The 22,663-nt window shown below is 70.9% G+C and carries 24 protein-coding genes; 8 read left to right on the top strand and 16 right to left on the bottom strand.

All coding sequences use genetic code 11. The features are described 5' to 3' along the window. Positions 1 to 95: 95 nt before the first annotated feature. Positions 96 to 1,280, bottom strand: coding sequence for a glycosyl transferase family 1 (locus VIL76_RS07845; RefSeq protein WP_332044447.1), 1,185 nt, complete (start codon positions 1,278 to 1,280; stop codon positions 96 to 98). Positions 1,281 to 1,369: 89 nt separating this feature from the next. Between VIL76_RS07845 and VIL76_RS07840 the strand changes: the two genes are divergently transcribed. Beyond that, positions 1,370 to 2,446, top strand: a complete 1,077-nt coding sequence (locus tag VIL76_RS07840) for an acyltransferase (protein WP_332044446.1) — start codon at positions 1,370 to 1,372, stop codon at positions 2,444 to 2,446. On the opposite strand, the gene VIL76_RS07835 is transcribed toward VIL76_RS07840, so the two are convergent. Further along, a complete protein-coding gene (locus tag VIL76_RS07835) occupies positions 2,409 to 3,551 on the bottom strand; it encodes an L-lactate dehydrogenase (RefSeq protein ID WP_332044445.1) in 1,143 nt (380 codons plus the stop codon). The two genes, VIL76_RS07840 and VIL76_RS07835, sit on opposite strands and share 38 nt — an antisense overlap. A gap of 25 nt (positions 3,552 to 3,576) precedes the next feature. Then, complete coding sequence (locus VIL76_RS07830) at positions 3,577 to 4,299, bottom strand: hypothetical protein (RefSeq protein ID WP_332044444.1); 723 nt, start codon at positions 4,297 to 4,299, stop codon at positions 3,577 to 3,579. A 170-nt stretch (positions 4,300 to 4,469) separates the two neighbouring features. Between VIL76_RS07830 and VIL76_RS07825 the strand changes: the two genes are divergently transcribed. Further along, positions 4,470 to 4,802: a hypothetical protein gene (locus VIL76_RS07825; protein WP_332044443.1), complete on the top strand. Its 333-nt coding sequence runs from the start codon at positions 4,470 to 4,472 to the stop codon at positions 4,800 to 4,802. Here the strand turns inward: VIL76_RS07825 and VIL76_RS07820 are convergent. From VIL76_RS07820 to VIL76_RS07795, 6 genes are all read right to left on the bottom strand, one after another. Continuing rightward, positions 4,799 to 5,476, bottom strand: a complete 678-nt coding sequence (locus VIL76_RS07820) for a cytochrome b/b6 domain-containing protein (RefSeq protein ID WP_332044442.1) — start codon at positions 5,474 to 5,476, stop codon at positions 4,799 to 4,801. The two genes, VIL76_RS07825 and VIL76_RS07820, sit on opposite strands and share 4 nt — an antisense overlap. Before the next feature lie 3 nt (positions 5,477 to 5,479). After that, positions 5,480 to 5,977 (bottom strand): cytochrome c, encoded by a 498-nt coding sequence (locus VIL76_RS07815; RefSeq protein ID WP_332044441.1) that lies wholly within the window; start codon positions 5,975 to 5,977, stop codon positions 5,480 to 5,482. Between the two features lie 58 nt (positions 5,978 to 6,035). Beyond that, positions 6,036 to 8,177: an AsmA family protein gene (locus VIL76_RS07810; RefSeq protein ID WP_332044440.1), complete on the bottom strand. Its 2,142-nt coding sequence runs from the start codon at positions 8,175 to 8,177 to the stop codon at positions 6,036 to 6,038. 67 nt (positions 8,178 to 8,244) lie between these two features. Next, positions 8,245 to 8,805, bottom strand: a complete 561-nt coding sequence (locus VIL76_RS07805) for a sugar transferase (RefSeq protein ID WP_332044439.1) — start codon at positions 8,803 to 8,805, stop codon at positions 8,245 to 8,247. 44 nt (positions 8,806 to 8,849) lie between these two features. After that, positions 8,850 to 9,086: a hypothetical protein gene (locus tag VIL76_RS07800; protein WP_332044438.1), complete on the bottom strand. Its 237-nt coding sequence runs from the start codon at positions 9,084 to 9,086 to the stop codon at positions 8,850 to 8,852. Between the two features lie 211 nt (positions 9,087 to 9,297). Next, positions 9,298 to 9,507, bottom strand: a complete 210-nt coding sequence (locus tag VIL76_RS07795) for a cold-shock protein (RefSeq protein ID WP_332044437.1) — start codon at positions 9,505 to 9,507, stop codon at positions 9,298 to 9,300. Between the two features lie 313 nt (positions 9,508 to 9,820). Here VIL76_RS07795 and VIL76_RS07790 point away from each other — a divergent pair, with 313 nt between their 5' ends. Next, positions 9,821 to 10,030 (top strand): hypothetical protein, encoded by a 210-nt coding sequence (locus VIL76_RS07790; RefSeq protein WP_332044436.1) that lies wholly within the window; start codon positions 9,821 to 9,823, stop codon positions 10,028 to 10,030. Here the strand turns inward: VIL76_RS07790 and rlmJ are convergent. Continuing rightward, entirely contained in the window at positions 10,027 to 10,851 is an 825-nt protein-coding gene (gene rlmJ / locus VIL76_RS07785) for a 23S rRNA (adenine(2030)-N(6))-methyltransferase RlmJ (RefSeq protein WP_332044435.1), read from the bottom strand. The genes VIL76_RS07790 and rlmJ overlap by 4 nt on opposite strands. Positions 10,852 to 10,926: 75 nt before the next feature. Here rlmJ and VIL76_RS07780 point away from each other — a divergent pair, with 75 nt between their 5' ends. Next, positions 10,927 to 12,048, top strand: a complete 1,122-nt coding sequence (locus VIL76_RS07780; protein WP_332044434.1) for a DNA topoisomerase IB — start codon at positions 10,927 to 10,929, stop codon at positions 12,046 to 12,048. Positions 12,049 to 12,052: 4 nt separating this feature from the next. On the opposite strand, the gene VIL76_RS07775 is transcribed toward VIL76_RS07780, so the two are convergent. Then, positions 12,053 to 12,847 carry a potassium channel family protein gene (locus tag VIL76_RS07775; protein ID WP_332044433.1) on the bottom strand — a complete coding sequence of 265 codons (795 nt, stop codon included), beginning with the start codon at positions 12,845 to 12,847 and terminating at the stop codon, positions 12,053 to 12,055. A gap of 96 nt (positions 12,848 to 12,943) precedes the next feature. Here VIL76_RS07775 and VIL76_RS07770 point away from each other — a divergent pair, with 96 nt between their 5' ends. Both VIL76_RS07770 and VIL76_RS07765 read left to right on the top strand, forming a co-directional pair. Beyond that, complete coding sequence (locus VIL76_RS07770; protein ID WP_332044432.1) at positions 12,944 to 13,138, top strand: DUF3008 family protein; 195 nt, start codon at positions 12,944 to 12,946, stop codon at positions 13,136 to 13,138. Next, positions 13,125 to 13,298, top strand: coding sequence for a hypothetical protein (locus VIL76_RS07765; RefSeq protein WP_332044431.1), 174 nt, complete (start codon positions 13,125 to 13,127; stop codon positions 13,296 to 13,298). Before VIL76_RS07770 ends, VIL76_RS07765 begins: the two co-directional genes overlap by 14 nt. Here VIL76_RS07765 and VIL76_RS07760 read toward each other — a convergent pair. Both VIL76_RS07760 and VIL76_RS07755 read right to left on the bottom strand, forming a co-directional pair. Further along, on the bottom strand, positions 13,295 to 14,359 hold the full coding sequence (locus tag VIL76_RS07760) for an acyl-CoA dehydrogenase family protein (RefSeq protein WP_332044430.1): 1,065 nt from the start codon (positions 14,357 to 14,359) through the stop codon (positions 13,295 to 13,297). The genes VIL76_RS07765 and VIL76_RS07760 overlap by 4 nt on opposite strands. Next, a complete protein-coding gene (locus tag VIL76_RS07755) occupies positions 14,360 to 15,538 on the bottom strand; it encodes an acyl-CoA dehydrogenase family protein (protein ID WP_332044429.1) in 1,179 nt (392 codons plus the stop codon). It lies immediately after the preceding gene. Between the two features lie 108 nt (positions 15,539 to 15,646). Here VIL76_RS07755 and VIL76_RS07750 point away from each other — a divergent pair, with 108 nt between their 5' ends. Continuing rightward, complete coding sequence (locus tag VIL76_RS07750) at positions 15,647 to 16,954, top strand: sorbosone dehydrogenase family protein (RefSeq protein WP_332044428.1); 1,308 nt, start codon at positions 15,647 to 15,649, stop codon at positions 16,952 to 16,954. Here the strand turns inward: VIL76_RS07750 and VIL76_RS07745 are convergent. After that, positions 16,926 to 17,372, bottom strand: coding sequence for an FKBP-type peptidyl-prolyl cis-trans isomerase (locus tag VIL76_RS07745; RefSeq protein ID WP_332044427.1), 447 nt, complete (start codon positions 17,370 to 17,372; stop codon positions 16,926 to 16,928). The two genes, VIL76_RS07750 and VIL76_RS07745, sit on opposite strands and share 29 nt — an antisense overlap. Continuing rightward, positions 17,369 to 17,740, bottom strand: coding sequence for a VOC family protein (locus VIL76_RS07740; protein ID WP_332044426.1), 372 nt, complete (start codon positions 17,738 to 17,740; stop codon positions 17,369 to 17,371). Before VIL76_RS07740 ends, VIL76_RS07745 begins: the two co-directional genes overlap by 4 nt. Before the next feature lie 87 nt (positions 17,741 to 17,827). Here VIL76_RS07740 and VIL76_RS07735 point away from each other — a divergent pair, with 87 nt between their 5' ends. After that, on the top strand, positions 17,828 to 20,197 hold the full coding sequence (locus VIL76_RS07735; protein WP_332044425.1) for a penicillin acylase family protein: 2,370 nt from the start codon (positions 17,828 to 17,830) through the stop codon (positions 20,195 to 20,197). A gap of 3 nt (positions 20,198 to 20,200) precedes the next feature. Here VIL76_RS07735 and VIL76_RS07730 read toward each other — a convergent pair whose 3' ends face one another. Further along, positions 20,201 to 22,612 carry a PAS domain-containing protein gene (locus VIL76_RS07730; RefSeq protein ID WP_332044424.1) on the bottom strand — a complete coding sequence of 804 codons (2,412 nt, stop codon included), beginning with the start codon at positions 22,610 to 22,612 and terminating at the stop codon, positions 20,201 to 20,203. Positions 22,613 to 22,663 lie beyond the last annotated feature (51 nt).

Genomic DNA, 22,663 nt, shown 5'->3' with positions numbered 1-22,663 from the left:
TAGCTGAGGTGTTATTTTCGCCGCCGGTATGGCGGCGAATAGCCAAGCTTTTTCACAGCTTTGCCATAACGGCCTAGGGAGCTCGGCCGTAGCCCTCAGGCCACGAGCTTTGCCTTAGCGCCTGTTTCGTCAGTCCGCAGAACGGGTTGCGCCGGACGGCCGGCGATCGCGTCCACCAGCCTTCGGCAGTCGTCTTCGTCCGCTGAGAACGCCGACAGCGGGACCGCGTCGAGCTCGCTGCGCAACTGCGCGTACGCCTCCGGCGTGAGGCGGTCCAGGAAGGTCTCCAGCTGATCGGGGCCGTCGAGGCGAACCCCGAAGCCCCGCTCCGCCAGCCAGCGGCCGGTCTGCACGCCCGACAGCGCGATCGGGACGGCGCCATAGCGGCCGCTTTCGTAGATGCGGTTGGGCAGCAGCCAGGAGGAGTTGAGCCCCTCCTCCATGTAGTCGACGGCCCAGCTGAAGTGCACGTCGCCGTAGATCGCCGGCAGGTCGGCAGCCGTGTAGGCGCCGAGGAAGCTCACGCCCGGCGCCGCGGCCACCTGGGCCTCGAAGTCGTCGAACTCCGTGTAGGCGGGCCGGCCATGGATGCGCACCTCTACCAGGTCGGGCCGCTTCGCCGCCAGGCGGGTGAGGATGTCCAGGCTCTTGCGGCAGCGGATGGCGCCCATCCAGCCGATCCGCCACGGCGGGCCGGCCTGTCGCGCGGGCCGCTTGGCGGCGCCGGGGCCGCCGAGCTCCAGCACCTTATTCTCCACCAGAAGCGTCTGGATCGGCAGGCTGGCGCCGACGCCCTGGTAGGGCCGGAAGTAGGCGTCGAGGAAGGCCGGCGAGCTGACGATCAGCAGCCGCGCGCGGCGCATGAGCCCCCGCTCCACCGCCCGCATCGCCTTGGACTTGGCGCCATGGCCCAGCATCAGCCGGTGGATGTCGAGGCACTCGTAGACGAGGTCCACGCCGAGCCCGCAGGTGCGCCGGGCGGCGTCGGCGACGGCCAGCATCTCCAGCGTGCGGGCCACCACCACCTGCGAGCCCGCCAGCAGACTGCGCCACTTGCCCGACGACAGGGCGGCCAGCGCCGTGGCCTTCGCCCGATGCCCTAGCCGCGCGTCATAGGTGCGCCCGAGGTCCACGGCCGGCGCGCCGGCGATCTCCTGCGGCGCGGTCTCGGTGCGGCGGAATCCCAGCACCACCGGCTCCGCGCCGCCGGCCTTCAGCATTCGCACGCGCCGCGTCACCGCCGGATCGGCGAGGTCGTGCACGAAATAGGCGAGCTTCACGTCGAGAGCGCCCCAGCTTCAGCGTTACGGGAGCCAAACGCGCAGCGGACCGTTTGGAACCACAGCTTGGCTGGAGGGGCCGAAAGATCATGACCGCTGCGACCGTGGAGCCGCGCAAGGCGCCGGGCGAGGTCCGCTCGATCCAGTACCTGCGCGGGTTCGCAGCCTTCGGGGTGCTCATCTACCACGCCGCCGAACGGGCCGGGGGAGCCTTCGGGCTGGGCGCGGCGGGCGTCGACGTCTTCTTCGTGATCTCCGGCTTCATCATGTGGGTGGTCACCTGCAGGAAGCCGCCCTCGCCGCATGACTTCCTGATCCGCCGGGCGCAGCGGATCGTGCCGCTCTACTGGGGCCTCACCCTGCTGGTCGCCGGCGTCGCGGTGGCCGCGCCGTTCGTCTTCCCGAACATGCGGGTCAGCGCCGAGCACCTGCTCATGTCGCTGTTCTTCGTGCCGCACTACGACAGCGGCGGCCTGATCGCCCCGCTGATCGTCCCGGGCTGGACGCTGAACTACGAGATGTTCTTCTACGTCCTGTTCGCCGCCGGCCTGCTGGCGCCAACCAGGGTGCGGCCTTGGCTGGTCACAGCCGCCCTGGTCGCCCTGGTCGCCATTCGGCCGCTGGGCGACACCAGCAACGCTATCTGGGCCACCTACACCAATCCCCTGCTGCTGGAGTTCGCCTCCGGCATCTGGCTGGGCAAGGCCTGGGCCGAGGACCGCCTGCCCTCGCCGCGGATCGGCTGGGCCCTGGTGGTGGCCGGCCTGCTGGGCTTCGCCGCGGCGGGCTTCTCAGGCATCGACGTGGAGCGCGCCCGGGTGCTCGTCTGGGGCATCCCCTCCTTGCTCCTGGTGGCCGGCGCGATCAGCATCGAGCGGCACGGGCCCGTGCCCTCGATGCGCCCGCTGCAGGCGCTGGGTGACGCCTCCTACTCTCTCTACCTGATCCACGGCCTGGCCATCTCGGCGGTGTTCCGCGCCCTGCAGATGGTGGGGCTGACGAACCCGATCCTGCTGTTCGCCGCCTCCATCGTGGCGGGCGTGATCGCCGGCCTGATCGGCTACCATCTCGTCGAGAAGCCGATGATGAAGCTCTTCAAGACCGGCATGGCGGCCAGACGCGAGCGCCCTAGTCCCGGTCCAGCAACCCAGGCCCCGCCTGCCTGACCGAGTTGCAGCCGGTCAGGATCATCGCCACCGCGAGCTCCGACTTGAGCGTCGCCAGCATCCTCGCCACCTGCGCCTCGCCGCCTGCGCCCAGCGCATAGGCCCAGGCGCGCCCGACGAAACAGGCCTTGGCCCCCAGCGACAGCGCCTTCAGCACGTCGAGGCCCGATCGGATCCCGCCGTCCATGTAGACCTCGAGGTCGTCGCCCACCGCGTCGGCGATCCTCGGCAGGGCCGAAACCGAGGACTTCACCCCGTCGAGCTGCCGTCCTCCATGGTTGGAGACTACCAGTCCCTGGGCCCCGGCCTTGACCGCGTCGCGCGCGTCCTCCGGGTCCAGCACCCCCTTGATGACGATTGGCCCGTCCCAGGTCTCGCGCACCCAGTCGAGCTCCTTCCAGGTCACCGAGCGGTCGAAGTTGCGCGCGATCCAGGCCAGGAAGTCGGTGACCCGGCGGCTCTCCTTCACCGCGCCCACCACGGAGCCCAGGGTGTGCGGCCGGCCGTGGATGAACACGTCCCAGGTCCAGCCCGGGTGGGTGATCCCGTCCCACGCCTGGGTCAGCGCCGCCTCCAGTCGGCTCGCCCCGGTGAACCCCGAGCGCACGTCGCGGTAGCGTGCGCCCGGCGTCGGCAGGTCCACGGTGAAGACCAGCACCGGGCTCCCGAGGTCTTTCGCGCGGCTCAGCAGCTCGCGCATGTAGCCGCGGTCCTTGAGCATGTAGAGCTGGAACCAGGGCGGCGTCCCGCAGCCCGCCACCTCCTCCACCGAACAGACGCCCACCGTCGACAGGCAGAACGGCACGCCCGCCTTGGCCGCCGCCCGCGCCGCCTGCACCTCGCCGCGGCGGCCGTACATGCCGGCCATGCCCACCGGCGCGAGCCCGATCGGCATGGAGAGCTTCTGGCCGAGCGTCTCGATGCTCATGTCCAGCTTGGACATGTCCTTCATCACCCGCTGGCGCAGGGCGATGGCCTCGAGGTCGGCCACGTTGCGCCGCAGCGTCTCCTCGGCGTAGGACCCGCCGTCGATGTACTCGAAGAAGATCCTGGGCAGCCTGCGCCGCGCCAGCTCGCGATAGTCGGAAACCGAGGCCGCCCGCATGTCACTTCCCCCGTGCGGAAGGACCCTAGCTCCGCGGCCCCATGACGATCCAGACCTGGTGGGCGCGGGCCATCAGCTCCCCGCGGGCGTTGAACAGCGCCACCCCGGCCAGCTCCTTGCGTCCCTGCCGCTCCAGCGGCCAGGCGACGACCACCGTCTCCTCGCCCGCCTTGGGACGGCGGACCACCTCGCCGGTCATGGTGCCGAGCAAGGCGCCGTGCCGGCCCTCCTTCTCCACCCAGGCGAAGTACCCCGGGCAATCCAGGGCCGCCCAGATCACCTCGGTGGAGACCTGACCCGCGGCGTCGGCGAAGACCGCGTGCGGCGTCCAGGTCCCTGCCACCACGCCGGGCGCCGCGCCCTGCACCTGGCCCACGAACACCCGCAGCCCATCGCCGTCCTCCCGCTCCGTCCCGCAGGTGAAGCAGATCGGGTGGAACCGCGTGGTGAGGCCCTGGTAGCGCCGGCCGGCCTCGCGGGCGGCCTCCGGTCCGGGGAATGCGGGCGGCTGCGGCAGCTCGGCGTCCGGCGCCGGGTCGCTGCGGCCCACCAGTCCGCCGTCGCCGTCGGTCAGCACCACCGCGGCGTCGTCGTTGGCCAGGTGCAGGTGGACGTCGAGCGGAACCGGCGCGCGCAGCACCGACGTGGCGGCACCCTTGATGTCCTTCGCTAGGACCCCACACACATAGCCGCCGTTGCCGGAGTTGGGTGGCCCGCAGAACTGGCGGGCGATGACGATCTGGGACAATGGACTGACGCCGTAAGGATCAAAAGAATGCCCCGCCTATTCCACGCCGCGGCGCGGGCTGGGAAGTCCAAAATCCTGTCCCGGGCGTTGGAAAGCCGCGGGCCTGCGCTATAGGTGCGCGCGAAGGCCGCGCCGCGCGCGGGAATGAAGACGAAGCTTAGGAGACCACGTTGAGCGACCGGATCGAACGGCCCTGGGCCCTGATGCGCCACCACGCGGGCTGGGCCGACGTCTTCCACATCGAGAGCGAGAGCCAGGACTCGATCACCGGCTTCTATCCGGACCGCGAGACCGTGGGCCCGCCGGTGAACTACTCCGTCCGCGCCGTCCTCGCCCGCTTCCCGACCCTGGAGGCCGCCCGCGCCGCCCGCGAGGGGGCTGTCGCCGAGTGGCGCAAGCACGACGCCGGGGTGCGCGACGCCGAGGCCAAGCTGCGCGAGGCCGAAAAGGCCCGCGAGGACGCCTGGCTCAAGTGCCTGCGCGAGGCCGCAGAAGCCAGCTAGAGCCTGAACCCTTTCGACACGATCCAGGCGATGGCGGCCGCGAGCACAGCGGCCGCCGCGATCCGCCACGCCGGCGCGAAGGTCAGCCCCGGGTCGGCGGCGAACCGGCGACGGCCGGTGAACATGGCGCCGATCAGGTTGGTGCGCTTCCAGACGAGGTAATAGGCCACCGCCAGCACGTGCACGGCCACCAGCACCTGCAGGATGCGGAAGATGAGGTCGTGCCAGACGGCGAACTGGCGTCCGAGGTCATAGCTCACCCGGTCCGAGAGCGGGCCCGCCTCGAACGCATCGACGTCCACGGCGAACAGTCCCGTCGTCACCGTCGCGAGCAGCACCACGAGCAGCGCCACGACGCTCCAGCCGCCGATTGGATTATGGCCCGGCACATCCGCCGGGTCGCGGTTTGGCAGGGTGCGGGCATAGGCGATCGTCGCCCCCGGCCCCTTCACGAAGCTGGAGAACCGCGCCGTCCGCGACCCCACGAAGCCCCAAAGGACGCGAAACAGCAGCAGGCCGAGGATCGCGTAGCCGCTCCACCGGTGCCAGGTGAGGTGGTCATCGACCGACCACCAGGCGAAGCCCAGGAGCAGGACCAGCGCCCAGTGGACCAGGCGCACCGGCCAGTCCCAGAGGCGTGCGCTGACCGCCGCCTCCGTCCGGGCTTCGGTCACCGGCTAGCTCTTCTTTTCTTCGCGGAACTTGTCGTGGCAGCCCTTGCAGGCCCCGCCGGTCGCGCGGATCTGGCCGCGCACGGCGCCCAGGTCGCCGCCCGCCGCCGCCTGCTGCAGCTTGGAGATCTGCACCTGGGCGTTCGAGGCCGCCGACGAGAAGCCGGCCGAGTCCGTCCAGATATTCGGCTTGGCCTCGCTCTTCGGCCGCGCCTCCTTGCCGGAGCCCTTCGGGAACCAGGTGGGCAGCTGGGTCGACAGCGCCTTCATGGTCGCCGCGTTGCGGGCGACCAGCTGCGTGTCCGGGTCGCTCTTGCGCAGCTCGTCGTTGATCGCCTTGAAGGCCGCGCCGAGCTTCTCGAAATTGTCGTGCCGGACCAAGGCCGCCTTGTGCCCCGGGGTGCGCGCCACCTCGCCCTTGGTGTTGTGGGCGAGCGCGCCGCCGGCCGCCACCGTCATGCCGGCCGCCAGGGCCGCCGCCGCTATCCAAACCTTGCCGGCCATGCCGAGCGTCTCCTCACACTGTCCCTGGCGGGACTTTGCAGGCGACGCGCAGCGGGCGTCAACGGGCGGCGGTCTTCCCGACCGGCGCGCCCTCGGCCCTCGCCTGGCCCACGAGCGCCGAGCAGTTGGCGTCCTTGGCCAGGCCCGGGTCGACGAACGGCAGGATGGCGGCCAGCGGCGTGAGCAGCGCGCCCAGCGCCACGGCGACCCCGCCCTGGGCGATCGCCTTGCCGGGCTCGACGCCCAGCTTCGGCGAGCGGATCGGGCCCGAGGCCGTCACCGGCAGCATCAGGCGCACCAGCCGGAACTCCTTCGGGTGGCCCTGCACCCGGAACGCCATGCGCTCGGAGCCGAGGTTCACCGTGCCCGAGCCGGTGACGATCACCGGGCCGGTGTCGAAGACGATCTGGTTGGCCGTCATCACGCCGCCGGAGGTCTTGAAATGCGCCACGCCGCAGCGGATCGGCGTCGTGCTCTGGTCCTTCGACAGCAGCAGGCCCAGGCCCTTCACGACGTTGACCCCCATCAGCTCGGCGAAGGCCTCGCGGATGTCGCCGCCGGGGATCACCACCATCACCTCGCCGTTGGCGCTGGCGAAGGCCTTGTGGACGCTGTCGCCCGTGCCGGTCAGCTTGGCCCGGGCGGCCACGGCGCCGGTGAACGGGGTGCCGCCCATGAGCTTGATCGGGAAGAGCTGCTCGAGCCGGGCGTTGGAGAGCCGCAGGTCGAGGTCGGTGACCGGTGTCGCCTTGCGGGCGTTGAGCTGGACGTACCCCGACACTTGACCCTTCGGAAGGTCGAGGCGCAGCGGATCGGCCCTAAGCAGGCCGTCGTTCAGCTTCACGTGCACTGACGCGGCGCTCAGGTTCACCGGGGCGTCGCGGATCGTGGCGGCGCGGTAGGAGACGTCGGCGTCGATCGCCCGGATGCGGTCCACCTTCAGGGTGGAGTCCGGGAACAGCCGCTGCTGGGCGTTCAGCGTCGCCGCCACTGCCTTCTGCTCGGGCGACGCGGTCTCGCCGGCGCCGGTCTTCGGCGCGCCGCCGAACAGGGCGCCGAGGTCGTCGAAGTCGAGGCTGCGGGTGCGCAGGTCCGCCTTCAGGAGCGGCCGCTCGCGGCCGGTCTCTACGGAAATCGTGCCGGAAATGTCGCTGTCGCCGATGCGCCCGGAGAAGCCGTTGATCCTCCACACCTTGCCCTCGCGCGAGAGGCGGCCGCGCACGTTGTACGGCGGGGTGTTCGGCAGGGCCACGCCGGTGATGCCGTACATGTCGGCGAGGTCCGGCCCGCGCGCCGTGGTGTTCATGTGGAACTGACCAAGGTCGAACGGCTCCGGCACAGCGCCGCGCGCGGTGATGTAGGTGTCGCCCGCGCGGATGTCGGCGTCGAACGGATAGGGCTTATCCTTGTCGATGTTGAGCAGGGGACCGCCCACCACCCGGGCAGTGAACGGCTGCTGGTTCAGGCGGCCGTCGCCGCGCAGCTCGAAGCCGCGGTTCGCCGCGCCCAGCTGCTCGGCCGCGTTGACCGCCCCGTTGAAGGTCAGGTTCCGCTTCTCGTCGCGCAGCTTCAGCTTGCCGTCGTTGATGATGAAGTTGCGGATCGGCGGCAGGCGGGTGGGCTCGTCCTTCTTCTTGCCGTCGGAGAAGTCCCAGGTCGCGCGCCCCTGGGCGTCGCTGTAGAGGTCCACGTTCGGCCGGTCGAAGCGCAGCAGGCGCAGGTCCACGTCGCCCTTCAGCAGCGGCAGCAGCCGGATCTTCACCTCGATCCGGTCGATGGTAGCCATCTGCCCGCGGTTGGGCGCCCATGAAGGATTGGCGATCCTCACCCCGTCCACGGTGGCGCTGGGCTGCCATGAGAAGGGGTGGACGTTCAGGTCGCCGGTGATGTCGACGGTGCGGTGCAGGCGCGCCGACGCCATCCGCTCCACCGGCCCGCGGAACCAGTTCCAGTCCCAGATGGCGATCAGGATGGCGATGGCGATCGCTAGCGTCGCCACGATCCCGCCTGACCAGTAGAGGGCCTTCTTCGAGGGCTTCTTCAGCCGCACGTGGGACAGCCGCTCGCGGGTGGCGGTCCAGTGCTCGCGGGTCCAGGCGCCGGCGCGGTCCAGCGGCCGGCGCGGCGCGGGCTCGGGGCGGCGGGCCGGCGCCTTGCGGGGCTGCCGGCGCGGCGTGGGGGTCTTGTTGGCTTCGCTCACGGGGGCTCGCTCTCCAAGGCGTTCGGAATGAAACGCTCCTGGCGTGAGGTAGAGTTCCCCTCAAAACCTAATGACTTACGCCTCGGCCCGAGAAGGCGGCCTTTGCGGTGCCGAACAGGATGCGAAAATCGAACGCCAGCGACCGGCGTTCCAAGTATTCCCTGTCCAGCCGGACCTTCTCCGGGATCGGCAGTTCGTCACGGCCGTTGATCTGCGCCCAGCCCGTCAGCCCGGGCCTGAGCCGGTCGACGCCGTGCTCGGTGCGCAGCGCCACCAGGTCGTCCTGGTTGAAGAGCGCCGGCCTGGGGCCCACCAGGCTCATGTCGCCCTTCAGCACGCTCCAGAGCTGCGGCAGCTCGTCGAGGCTGGTGCGCCGCAGGAACCCGCCCAGCGGGGTGATCCACCGCTCGGCGTCGGACAGCAGGTGCGTCGCCACGTCGGGCGAGCCCACGCGCATGGTGCGGAACTTCGGCATCGGGAAGATACGGTTGTAGCGGCCCACCCGCCTCGACCAGTGCAAAGCCGGGCCGGGACTCTCCAGCCGCACCAGCACGGCGAGCACGATCAGCAGGGGGGACAGGAGGACGAGGCCCGCCAGGGCGCCTGCAATGTCGACCAGCCGCTTCATGCGCCTGACTTAAGGCGCCACGGCCCGGATCGGGAAGCGCGGCGTCAGGCGTGCTGGTCTGCGGCCTGCGGCTCGCGGGCCGAACGGTCGCTGACCGAGCTGCGGCGCTCCACGAGGACCTCACGGTCGCCGTCGCACACGGCGATATGGGAGGCGCTGGGGTGGGTGGCGAGCAGCTGGGCCGCGCGCTCGGCGGCGGCCTCGTCGGAGGCGAGCTCGAACATCTCAAACGACGGCGCGGCGCCGTCAGGTCGACAGCAGTAGAAGGTATAGACCGGCAAGGTACAGGCTCCTCGTTCAGGCGGGAGCGTGAGGCCGGAGCGACGTCTCTCAGTCGCCGACGCCCGAAGTGCCCGGTCGACGATGCAGCAATCTTGGGCGCTTCCTCAGTCCTCGTCTGTCGAATTTCGACATCCGAGGTCGATTGTGGCCGGCAGACAATAAAAAGGCCGGGGATAACCCGGCCTTTTCTCATTCGATCAGGTCGTCGGCCTACTCGGCCGTGAGCTGGCCTGCAGAGGTCTTGCCGCTGCGCGGGTCCTTCTCGAGCTCGAAATTGACCTTCTGGCCTTCATGCAGCCCGTTCAGGCCGGCCCGCTCGATGGCCGAGATGTGCACGAACACATCCGGGCCGCCCGCGTCGGGCTGGATGAAGCCATAGCCTTTTTGGCCGTTGAACCATTTGACCGTGCCGGTCGCCATGTGATGTCCCTTTCCAGGTGCAAATATTCGCGGCGCCGGTTGTCGGCGCTTGCATCAAATTCGGAGAGGGTCGGGGATACGCTCCGCGCTCTGATTGAACATCTGCGCTGAGCGGCGGCGAGCCAATACGACGTTCGATCACTCCAAATTATTGTCATTTGGCCGTTTTCGCAACCCGAGGTCGGAAATAATTCCTACGGAAAGCGGGACACCGTCGGGATTTTCTTATATAGTACAACGAAATTTCTTCTGAAGCGCGGATCGCGCGGCGCCGGGCCGCGCGAAGGCCGCGCTTGCCGCCGGAGTAGAGCTAGTGCGCAATCAACCTGAGCGGCTGACGTTCACCGTGGTCCGCCACGGTGGCGGGTGGGCCGTTGAACACCTCGGCGAACACCTCGACCACAGCTCGGACAAGGAAGTGGCCAAGGCCGCCGCCAACAAACGCGCCCGCGCCGCGCACGACGCCGGCCAGCCCTGCATCGTCCGCGTCAGCGGCGAGAACGGCTTCTACGCCGCGGCCTAGCCGCGCAACCGGTAGACCCGCCCCTCCCCCTCTTCGCCCAGCGCCTGCGCCGTCCAGCGGCAGACCGCCTCTAGCGGTGAGGCGAGCTCGTCGGGCGCGCCGGCCAGCACCAGGGCGCAGCCGTTCATCTTCATGGGGTCGGAGAGCGGCCGCATCCGGCACTCCGCGGCCATCAGCGGCGCGTCCACCGCGTCCTCCAGGTCCCGGAGGAAGCCGTCGAAGGTTTCCAGGTCCTTGAGCGGCAGCCAGACCAGCACCTGGGCCTGCCCGTTCCTTCGCCGCACCGCCCGCACCGTCTGCACGATCCGCGGGTAGTCGTCCGCGCGCTCGAACGGTGGGTCGATCAGCACCAGGACCTTGCCCTGCGGCGGTGTCCGGGCGGCGGCGGTCTCGAAGCCGTCCGCGCAGAGGGTCTCGACGTTGGCCTTGCCGCGCATCAGCGCCTTCAGCGCCCCGTGCTCGTCTGGCCGAAGCTCGCAGGCCAGGTAGCGGTCCTCCCGCCTCAGCACATCGGAGATCAGCCAGGGCGATCCGGGGTAGCGGGCGACGGCCGGCCCAGGGTTGAGCTTGCGCACCGCGGCGGTCAGCGGCGCGAACTCGGCCGGCGCCCTGTCCGCCCGCATCAGCCGCACGATTCCCGCCTCCGCCTCGCCGGACTTCCGCGCCTCCGGCCCGGCCAGGTCATAGAGGCCCCGCCCCGCATGGGTGTCGATAACCGTGAGCGGCGGGCCGGACGTCAGCCTCGCCAGCAGCTGCAGCAGGCCCGCGTGCTTCACGAGGTCGGCGAAGTTCCCGGCGTGGAAGGCGTGGCGGTAGTTCAAGCAAGCTCCTGTCATCTCAGCGGAACCGGCCGCTTGGGCCCACGTTGCCGAAGCTCCGAAGGAGCCGGACAGCCGATGGGCCGCGACCTCAACCAGACCGACACGCCCGTCGAGGACGTGCAGGCCGCAGGCCTGGCCTACGTCAGCGACCAGGACCCGGGCATCCGCCGCGTCAAGTTCGGCGCCGGCTTCAGCTACCGCGACGCCGATGGCAAGCCCGTCGGCGACGAGAAGACCCTCGACCGCATTCGCAAGCTCGCCATCCCCCCGGCCTGGACCGACGTCTGGATCTGCCCCTCGCCCCGCGGCCACATCCAGGCCACCGGCCGCGACGTGAAGGGCCGCAAGCAGTACCGCTACCACGACCGCTGGCGCGAGGTGCGCGACAGCGGCAAGTTCGACCGGGTGATCGAGTTCGGCCGCGCGCTGCCGAAGCTGCGGACAAGGGTGGAGAAGGACCTCGCCCGGCGCGGCCTGCCCCGGGAGAAGGTGCTGGCCGCCGTGGTCCGGCTGATGGAGATCACCCTGATCCGGGTGGGCAACGAAGAATACGCCAAGCAGAACAAGAGCTTCGGCCTGACCACCCTGCGCGATCGGCACGCGAAGATCGCCGCAGGCGGGGCCATGTTCGAGTTCAAGGGCAAGAGCGGCAAGGTCCACAAGACCGGCTTCCGCGACCGCCGGCTGGCCGGCATCGTCAAGGCCTGCCAGGACCTGCCCGGCCAGCGGCTGTTCCAGTACATCGACGAGGACGGTGTCCAGCGCGTAGTGGAGTCCGCCGACGTCAACGCCTACCTGCGCGAGGCGCTGGGCGAGGACTATTCCGCCAAGGACTTCCGCACCTGGGCCGGCACCGTGGCCGCCGCTCGCGCGCTCGCCCTGCAGCCCGCCTGCGCCAGCGCCACCGAGGCCAAGCGCAACATCAACACCTGCGTGAAGGCGGTGGCCGGCGTGCTCGGCAACACCGCCGCCGTCTGCCGCTCGGCCTACATCCACCCGCTGGTGCTGCAGACCTACGAAGAGGGCGCCCTGCCCCTCAAGCCGGGCGCGTCCGACCGCGCCTTCGAGCTCGCCGTCATCCGCTTCCTCGAGGAGGCCCGCGACGGCTCCCCGCCGAAGGCGGACAAGGCGGCTAAGCAGGTGGTGAAGACCGCCCGCCGCACCGCCGGCGCCGAGGGCCCCCGCGCCGCCGCCTGAAGCCTTATTCCTCGTTGGGGATGTTGATCAGCACGCCGCACGCCTTGCAGTGCACGGCGTCCGGGTCATGGCGCATCAGGCCGCACGACGGGCAGGTGAAGTGCACCTTGTAGGGACGGATCAGCGCCTGGGCGAGCCGCACGAACAAGGTGATCCCCGACAGCATGATGATGATGGTGAGCAGCTTGCCCCAGGTGCCCGGCAGGGTGATGTCCCCGAACCCGGTGGTCGTCAGCGAGGTGATGGTGAAATAGAGCGCATCGACGTAGCCCGTGATGCCCGGGTGGGTGCGCGCGAAGCTGGCGTAGACGAAGCCGGTCGCCACGAAGATGAAGGTGATCAGGGTGGCCACCGTCTTGAAGACGTCCTCCCACCGGGTGTCGTCGTAGCGGCGCCCCACCGTCTCCCAGAAGAAGTCGGAGTGCACGAGGCTCCACAGCCTGAGCACCCGCAGGAAGGCCAGGTTGAACAGCCAGAACGGGAACAGCAGGGTCACCAGGACGAAGAGGTCGACCCACACGATGGGCCGGCGGATCCAGTCCAAGGTGCTGGGGCTGGCGAGCGCCCGGGCCCCGATGTCGAGGAGCAGCACCGCCGCGACGACATAGTCCAAGGTGAGGAACACCGGATTGTCGCGGAAGAACGGGGCGGCGATGAAGAAGCCGATCAGCAGCAGGTCGAGGACGATCACCCAGTAGCGGAAGCGCACCGCCTCGCGGGTCTGACCATGGTAGAGTTCGCGCAGCCGCACGCGCAGGCGCGGCAGCCGGCGGCGGCGAACTTCGGCCCGGCTGGTCAAGCGGCGGTCTCCCTCACGCCCATGAACCTCCGTCCAAGCTCCGGTGTTTCGGAAGGGCCGCGCAGTGATGGCGCGGCCGAACCTGAAGGACAAGCGATGCCTGCCAAGTCCAAGGCCCAGCAGAAGGCGGCCGGGGCCGCCCTCTCCGCCAAGCGGGGCGACACGCCCAAGTCGAAGCTCAAGGGGCCGTCCAAGCACATGGCCGAGTCCATGAGCGAGAAGGAGCTCGAGAAGATGGCCTCCACCAAGCGCAAGGGTAAGCCTGAGCACGCCGCCAATGCCGGACGCTGAACCGCGGCCAGAGCCGCAGCCGGCCTCTGAGCCCGAGCGCGCGCCCACAGACGGCCTGGGCGTGGCCGGCTCCGGCAGTCCCGCGGCCGGCGACTGGAATCCGGGCGGCGCAGGCGGCGCCGGGGCCGGCGGCGACGACCCGGCCGACGGAGAGGGCTAGGCCGGGACCAGCCCCTGCGCCCGGGCCGCGGCCTCGCGCACCCGCTCGGGACCGCCATAGAGCTGGCGGTTCAGGCCGATGCGCTTGAACCAGTAGTGCAGCCCCAGCAGGTCGGTGATCCCGATCCCGCCGTGCACCTCCGTGGAGGTGCGCGCGATGAACCGCCCGATCTCGGCGAGGTGGGCCTTGGCGTGCGCCGCCATCACCGTCGCCTCCTGGGGCGCATGGTCGAAGGCGTAGGCGGCGTACCAGACCAGCGCGCGGGCCGGCTCCAGCTCGGCGACCATCTCGGCGCACATGTGCTTCACCGCCTGGAACGATCCGATCACCCGGCCGAACTGCTGGCGCTCCTTGGCGTAGGCCACGGCCTTGTCGATCATGGCCTGCGAGGCCCCCAGGGTGTCGGCCGCCAGCATCACCCAGGCGGCGTCTCTCAGCCGCTCCAGCCCGTCGTTCGACGCCAGCGGCTCGGCCGGCGTGCCCTCGAACGTCACCTCCGAGAGCCTGCGCGTGGCGTCGATCGTCGCCATGGCGCCGGCGGCCGGCGGCTGCTCCACGAGATGCAGCCCGCCGGCTCGGTCGGCGACGATCAGCAGGTCCGCGCCCTGGGCGTCGAGCACGAACAGCGCCTTGCCGGTGAGCCGCCCGTCGCTGGCCTCAACGCCCGCCCCGTCCCGCGCGCCGGCCACCGCCTCGGAGATCGCGATGCACGCGGTCGCCTCGCCGCTCGCCAGCCTCGGCAGCCACCTGACCTGCTGCTCCGGCGTGCCGCCCCGCAGCGCCAGGGGCGCCAGCACGCTTCCCAGGAAGGGCCCGGGCGCGACTGCGGCGCCCATGGCTTCGGCCGCCACCGCAGCCTCCAGCAATCCCAGCCCGAGCCCGCCGTGCTCCTCCGGGATCAGCAGCCCCGGCAGGCCCATCTCGGCGAGACCCCGCCAGACGTCGGCGAAGTCCCCGCCCTCGGCGTAGGCCCGCACCCGCTCCAGCGGCGCCAGCTCGCCCAGCGCGCGGCCCACGCTCTCCTGCAGCAGCCTCTGGTCTTCGGACAGCGCGAAACGCATCTAAGCCTTCGCCGGCTTCGGCTCGCGCGGCAGGCCCAGGCCCCGCTCGGCGATGATGTTCTTCTGGATCTGCGCCGTTCCCCCGCCGATGATCAGGCCGAGGTCGAACATGTAGCTGCGCTGCCAGCCGCCCTTGCCCCGCAGGTGCGGCCCCTCCTGGTAGAGGATGCCCAGCTCGCCCAGCGCGTCGATCGCCAGCGCCGCGATCTGGTGGTTCAGTTCGCAGCCCTGCAGCTTCACCACCAGGCCCGCCAACCCCGCGCCCTCCCCCGAAATCTGTGAAGTCACCACCCTCAAGCCGTTGAACTTCATGGCGAACACCCGGCCCTGCAGCTGCATCAGCCGGTCGCGGAAAACCGGGTTGTCGACGATCCGCTCGCCATCCACCGTCTCGGTCTTCATCAGCTCGATCAGGCTGTTCAGCCGGGCCTCCGTGGCGTTGGGATCGCCCAGCATCCCCCGCTCGTGCTTCAGCGTGGTGTTGGCCACGAACCAGCCCCGGCCCCGGCCGCCGACCACGTTCTCCTGCGGTACGCGAACGTCTGTGAAGAACACTTCGTTGAACTCGGCCAGGCCGGTCATGGTCTTCAGCGGCCGCACCTCGATACCCGGCGTGTCCATCGGGATCAGCACGTAGGAGATGCCCTCGTGCTTGGCCGCGTCGGGTTCGGTGCGCACCAGGCAGAACATCATCTGCGCCTGCTTGGCGGTGCTGGTCCATATCTTCGAACCGGATATTACGAAGTCTTTTCCGTCTTCTACAGCCTTGGTTTGAAGTGACGCCAGGTCCGACCCCGCCCCGGGCTCGGAGTAGCCCTGGCACCAGACCACCTCACCGCGGATGGTCGGCCCGATCCATCGCTGCTTCTGCTCCTCCGACCCCACCTCCAGCAGGGTGGGGACCAGCATGGAGACGCCCTGGTTGGCGATGCCCCGCGGCGCGCCGGCGGCGATGAACGCTTCGGCGATGATCCGCGACTTCAGCATGTCCGGCTCCGCGCCGTAGCCGCCATACGCCCGCGGGATCGTGCGCGCCGCATAGCCGTGCTCGATCAGCAGCCGCTGCCAGGCCAGCAGGTCCTTCGGCTGGCCGTTCTCGTACTCGCCCCGGTGCGCCGCCAGGAAGGCCCGCACCTCGTCGCGGAAGGCCGCTATCTCGGGGGTCAAAGTCAGGTCCATGGCGCAAGCCAAGCCCCTTTCCGGGCGGCGCGCAACGGCGCCCCGGCGTCAGCTTCGCCTGCCAGGAAGCTGGGCGTATGGTCCGCCATCCAATCCGCAGAGGTCCCCATGCGCGTCCTGCTCACCGGAACCCTGGCCGCCGTTGCCATCGTCCTCGCCGCCTGCATGGCGGCCGGCTCGTCCGATCCGCTGGTCGGCTTCGGGCCCAACCCGCCGCTGCCGAAGCCGCAGAAGGCCCTGCTGCCCACCATCGGCGCGCCGGACGCCGTGGGCTGGCCGGCGGGCGCCGCGCCCAAGGCCCCGCCGGGCTTCACCGTCACCCGCTTCGCCGAGGGGCTCGACCACCCGCGCTGGCTGCTGGTGCTGCCGAACGGCGACGTGCTGGTCGCCCAGTCGTCCTCCGAGCCCAAGCCGCCGAAGGGCATCCGCGGCTTCTTCCAGAACCTGATCATGAAGAAGGTCGGCTCCCAGCAGCCCAGCCCCAACCTGATCACCCTGCTGCGCGACGGCGATGGGGACGGCGTCGCCGAGACCCGCACCGTCTTCGCCCGCGGCGTCAAGCGACCCTTCGGCATGACGCTCGTCGGGAACACCCTCTACGTCGCCACCGACCACAGCGTGGTGCGCTTCCCCTGGTCGCCCGGCCAGACCGCCGTCCAAGGCGCCGGAGAGACGGTGTTCGAGCTGCCGGGCGAGCCCCTCAACCATCACTGGACCAAGAACGTGGTGGCCAGCCGCGACGGGACGAAGCTCTACGCCACCGTCGGCTCCAACTCGAACATCGGGGAGAACGGCATGGCCATCGAGGAGGGCCGCGCCGCGATCTGGGAGTACGACCTCGCAACCGGCCGCAAGCGCCTCTTCGCCACCGGCTTGCGCAACCCCAACGGCATCGACTTCGAGCCGCAGACGGGCGCCATGTGGACCGTCGTCAACGAGCGCGACGAGATCGGCAATGACCTGCCCCCCGACTACCTCACCAGCGTGAAGGACGGCGGCTTCTACGGCTGGCCCTACAGCTACTGGGGCAAGGTGGTCGACGCCCGGGTGAAGCCCCAGCGGCCGGACCTGGTGGCTGCCGCCATCCCGCCCGACTACGGCCTGGGCGCGCACACGGCCTCTCTGGGGCTGGCCTTCTACACCGCCGACGCCTTCCCTGAGGCCTACCGCGGCGGGGCCTTCATCGGCCAGCACGGCTCCTGGAACCGCAAGCCGCTCAACGGCTACCGGGTGGTCTTCGTCCCCTTCGCCAGCGGCCGCCCGCTGGCGCCCGCCCAGGTCTTTCTGACCGGCTTCCTCGACACCGATGAGAAGATCCTCGGCCGCCCGGTGGGCGTCGCCGTCGACCGCAGGGGCGGCCTGCTGGTCGCCGACGACGTCGGGGACATCATCTGGCGGGTGGCGCCGGCGAGATGATCCGCACCAGCTCCACCTCGAACACTAGGGTGGCGTCTGGGGGGACGTCGCGCTTCAGCGTCGCCTCCGGCGGCTGATACTTCCGGCCCAGCCGGCCGTAGGCCAGGTACGGAACCAGGGTGATCCGCCAGCGGTCGCCCGGCCGCATCAGCTGCAGCGCCGCGCTCATCCCCGGGATCACCTCGCGCACTCCGAACTGGGAGGGCTCCGCGCCGTTGTTTGCCGAGGTGGAGAACACCTCGCCGGTCGCGAGCCGGCCGATGTAGCGCATCATCACCGCGTCCGCCCGGGTCGGCATGGGCCCGTCCTTCGGCCCGGACGCCAGCACCTCGTACTGGATCCCCGGCAGGGTCACGACCTCGGCCGCCGCCGGCGCAGCGAGGCCCAGCGCCAGGGCGAACGCCGCCGCCCGGATCATCGCCGCTCCATCCGGAAGACGCACAGCTTGTTGCCGTCCAGGTCCCGGAAGTAGGCCCCGAAGAAGCCCCCGCCCCGCTCCCCCGGCGGACCCTCGCAGACGCCGCCGTTGGCCAGCGCCAGGGCGTGCACCTGCGCGATCTGATCGTCGGTCTCGGCGGCCAGCGCCACCATCGTGCCGTTCCCGGCCGTGGCCGGCGCCCCGTCGTGCGGCAGCACCACGCCCAGCATCGCCCCGCCCTTGGCGCCGTAATACTGCGAGCGCTCGTAGGAGAGCGTGCGCCGCCCCCCCAGCGGCTGCAGGACCGCGTCGTAGAAGGCCCGCGCCCGCTCCAGGTCCCGCACGCCTAAGGTGGTGTAGCCGATCACGCCGCGCGCCCTCCCGCTCAGCGCCAATGTGGACGAGCCGCAGCTTCTCCCGTCAAGTAGCGGGCAAAGGGATGGGGAGGAGTTCGGATGATCTGGCGCACGCTCGTGGCGGTCGCGGCCCTAGCGCTGGCGAACGCCGCCCAGGCCCAGCCCCTCTCCACCGCCGTGCGCCAGGAGGCCGCCGCCGTCGCCGGCCTCCGCGAGCCGGCCGAGATCGTCGTCGACCGCTGGGGGGTGCCGCACATCTACGCGCAGAGCGCCCGCGACGCCTTCTTCCTGCAGGGCTGGAACGCCGCCCGCGATCGCCTCTGGCAGATCGACCTCTGGCGCAAGCGCGGCCTCGGCCGCCTCTCCGCCAGCTTCGGCCCCGCCTACGTGGAGCAGGACCGCGCCGCGCGGCTCTTCCTCTACCGCGGCGACATGGCCGCCGAGTGGGCCTCCTACGCGCCGGGGGCCAAGGAGACCGTGGAGGCCTTCACCGCCGGGGTGAACGCCTACGTCGCAGAGGTCCGCGCCGGCCGCCGCCCTATGCCCGTGGAGTTCAGGCTCACCGACAGCCGGCCGGAGGACTGGAGGGCGGACGAGGTGCTGCGTATCCGCAGCCACGCGCTGGTCTCCAACGCCCCCTCCGAGGTCGCCCGCGCCCGCGCCATCTGCGTCGGCGGGATGGAAGCCGACCGCCTGCGCCGCCGCGTGGAGCCGCCGCACCCGATCGTCGTCCCGCAGGGCTTCGACCCCTGCAGCGTCCCCGCCGACGTGCTGAAGGACTACATCCTGGCCACGCAGGCCGTGAGCTTCGAGGCGCTGACCGGCGCGCGCACCGCAGAGCCGAAGCCCGAACAGCGCCTCTCGCAGTTCATCGACGCCACCTCCGCGGAGGGGTCCAACAACTGGACCATAGCCGCCTCGCGCACGGCCACCGGCCGGCCGATCCTGGCCAACGACCCGCACCGCCCGGTCGGCGTGCCTTCGCTGCGCTACATCGTCCACCTTGACGCCCCGGACCTGACGATCATCGGCGCGGGCGAGCCGGCGCTCCCCGGCGTCTCCCTGGGCCACAACGGGACCACCGCCTTCGGCATCACCATCTTCTACATCGACCAGGAGGACATCTACGCCTACGAGACGCGCGGCGAGGCCTACCGCTACAAGGGCGGCTTCGAGCCCATGCGGCTCATCCGCGAGACCATCGAGGTGAAGGGCCAGGCGCCCCGCGAGGTCGAGCTGCGCTTCACCCGCCACGGGCCCGTCCTGTGGCTCGACCCGGCAAAGGGCCGCGCCTTCGCCATCCGCACCATCTGGAACGAGCCGGGGCTGGCCGGCTACTTCGGCTCCTCGCGGATGTGGCGGGCCAGGGGCTGGGAGGACTTCCAGACCGCCCGCAACCGCTGGGGCGCCCCGCCGCTCAACCTGGTCTACGCCGACACGAAGGGCGAGGTCGGCTGGTCCGCCGCCGGCCGGACGCCGGTGAGGCCGAACTGGGACGGCCTGATGCCCGTGCCCGGCGATGGCCGCTACGAGTGGGCGGGCTTCGTGGAGGACGGGGGCCTGCCCGCCAGCCGCAATCCGGCCAAGGGCTTCTTCGCCACCGCCAACGAGATGAACATCCCGGCCGGCTACACCCGCCCGCTGGGCTTCGAGTGGGCCGACCGCACCCGCTCAACCCGCATCCACGAGGTGCTCTCCGCCCTGCCGAAGTCGACGCTCGCCGACTCCATGGCCCTGCAGACCGACGACGTCAGCGCCCAGGCGCGGCGCGGCGCCGCCCTCGTCCGCGACCTCACCAGCCAGGACCCGGACATCGCCCGCGCGCTGCAGCTCCTCAAGGCCTGGGACGGAAAGGAGACCACGGACAGCGCCGCCGCCGCCATCTACGAGACCTGGGCCGTCAAGCACCTCGGCCGCGCCACCACGGCCGCCGTCCTGAAGCCGGCCGCCGCCGAGCTGGTCGGCGCCAGTTCGCCCGATCCCATCTTCCTGTGGCTGGAGTCCGCCCCGCCCACCGTCCGCGACCCGATCCTGCTGGCCAGCCTGTCGGCCGCCGTCCGCGAGCTGAAGGGCCGCCTCGGCCCCGACATGGCCGGCTGGAGCTGGGGCCGCCTGCACCACGCGCGCTTCGTCCCCGCCGCCGCCGTCCTCGCCGACCCCCAGCTCGCCGCCCAGATGACCGTGGGCCCGCTGCAGGTCGCAGGCTCGGCCTCCACCCCGCGCGCCGCCACCTGGCGTCCGTCCGACTTCGCCCAGACCGCCGGCGCCTCGGTCCGCTTCGTCTTGGACGTGGGCGCTTGGGACAACTCCATGGCCATCAACACGCCGCGCCAGTCCGCCGACCCCATGAGCCCGCACTACCGCGACCTCTTCCCGCTCTGGGCGGCCGGCAGCTACTTCCCGCTGCGCTTCACCCGCGCCGCGGTGCTGGGGGACGCCGAGACGGTGATCCGCCTGACCCCGCGCTGAGGGTCAGGCGCTGGCCGGCGAGAGCTTCAACGGCGCCGTGGACTTCGGCGCGCCCGCCAGCGGCGCGGCGATCGTGCAGCGCACGCCTTCCGGCGGATAGCTGAGGCTGACGCTCCCCTGCAGATCCGCGGCGAGGCCCCGCTCCAGCAGCCGGCTGCCGAAGCCCCGGCCGGCGGGCGGCTTCACCTCGGGCCCGCCGTGCTCGCCCCAGTGCATCTGGAGCTGTCCGCCGCGCACGCTCCATTGCAGCTCGGCGTGGCCTCCGGGCACGCTCAGGGCCCCGTACTTCGCCGCGTTGGTGGCCAGCTCGTGGATCGCCATGGAGAGCGCCAGCGCCTGCTGCGGCGCCAGCGGGACCGCGGGCCCGGAGATGCGGATTCGCGCCTCGCCGTCCGGGCTGAACGGGCTCGCCGCGCGCTGCGCCACCTCGCGCAGGTCGGCCCCTTCCCAGCTGTGGCGGGTGAGCAGGTCGTGGGCCGCCGACAGCGCCAGCAGCCGGCCCTCTATGGCCACGCGCACCTCCTGCGACGAGCGGTCGGTGCGCGACGTCTGGGCGACGATCGACTGCACGGTCGCCAGGGTGTTCTTCACCCGGTGATTGAGCTCGTTGATGAGCAGCAGCTGCCGCTCCTCGACGCGGCGGCGCTGCTCGATCTCGCGCTGGGCGGCGCGGTAGAGCTGGGCGTTGTCGATCGCCACCGCGGCCTGCCCCGCCACGCCCCGCACCAGCTCCTCGGCGGTATCGGTGAACACCGCGGGCGTCGAATGGCCGAAGAAGAGCCCGCCGATCACCTCCCCCGACCGGGAAGCCACCGGCACCGCCAGGTAGCTGCGGACCGGCAGGTGGCCTTCCGGCATCCCCTTGTAGGGCGCGTTCTGGCCATAGCGCGGGTCCTTGGTGATGTCGTCGCTGCGCACCACGCCCTCGCCCGCGAAGGTCGGGCCGAACACCTGGGTGTTCCGCGGCATGGGGAATTTCTCGAAGTGCGAGCGGTCGACGCCGGAGAGCGTGTAGAGCGTGTAGCTCTCGCCCGCCTCGTCCACGAGGTTGTAGAAGAACGCGCCGAACTCGGCTCCGGTGATCCGCACGGCCGCGTCGGTGACCATCTGCACGACCTTCTGCAGGTCGAGCTCGGCGGCCAGGGCCGCGCCCGTCTCGTTGAGCACCTGCAACGAGCGGGCCTGCTCCAGCACCGCCCGCTCGTTGCGCCTGCGCTCGGTGACGTCCATGGCCGTGCCGATCACCCGGTAGCACTCGCCGGCCTCGTTGAAGAGCGCGCGGCCCTTGGCGGCGACCCACCGAACCACCCCGTCCTCCTTGCCGATCGTGCGGTATTCCACGTCGTACAGCGCGCGGATTTCGGGGTCCGTCGCTGCGGCGTAGGCCGCGCCCACGCGGTCGCGATCCTCGGGGTGCAGGCAGGGGAAGAAGTCGTCCGACATGGAGACCGGCGCGTCGGGGCTGATCCCGAACATCGCCTTGACCCGGGGCGGCCAGAACAGGGTGTCGCTCAGCGGATCGACGTCCCACAGGCCGACCTCGGCCGCGTCGGTCGCCAGCCGCAGCTGCGCCTCGCTCTCGCGCAGCCGGGCCTCGCTCTCCTCGAGCTGCTGGCGAATGCGCTGCTGTTCGGTCACGTCGATGAGCGTGCCCACGTAGCGGGTGGCGACGACGCCGTCGGTCCGCTCCTCGAACACTGCCTCCCCGGAAGCGGTCACCCAGCGCACCTCTCCGGAGGGTCGGACGATGCGGTAGTGGTAGTGCGTCCGGTCGCGGATCGCCGGGTCCAGCGCCCGTTCCGCCTGCGCACGGGTGTGCGGGAAGTCCTCCGGGTGGGTTGCGGCCGCGACCATCTCGTAGGTCACCGGCCCGTCCTGCGGGAAGCCACAGATCGCCTTCGCCTCGGGCGAATAGACCATTTCGTTGGTGTCGAGCCGCCATTCCCAAACGCCCACGCCGCCGGCCTCGGTGGCCAGCCGCAGGCGGGTCAGGTTCTCCTTCAGGCTCGCCTCCGAGCGCCGCGCGCGGGCCTCGGCCTCCGCCTGTTCGCTGATGTCGGTATTGGTGCCGAACCAACGCGTGATGCGCCCTTCGCCGTCCGGCAGCGGAACGACGCGGGTCAGGAACGGCCGCAGGACCCCGTCACGGCCACGCAGCGGAAAGGTGGTCTCCACCGGCTGGCTGGCTGCCCTGGCCTGCGCCCACTCGGCGCGCACGCGCGGCAGGACCTCTGGATCGTGCAGGGACGCCAGCCCGCCGCCGGCGAGCTCCGCCGGACCCATGCCGGTGTAGGCCAGCCAGGCGTCGTTGACCCAGGTGATGACCCCCTCGGCGTCCGAGATCCAGCACATGGTCGGCAGATGCTGGGCAAGCTGCCGGAACGGGAGTTCCGCGGCGTCGCCGGAAGATGACATTCGTTCGCCCCCAGGCCCCCGGCGGCAGGACGCGCGCGCTCCGCACACTCG

Origin of the sequence: Phenylobacterium sp., assembly GCF_036563285.1 — a bacterium.
GTDB lineage: Bacteria > Pseudomonadota > Alphaproteobacteria > Caulobacterales > Caulobacteraceae > Phenylobacterium.
This window is presented reverse-complemented; position numbering and strand designations above follow the sequence as displayed.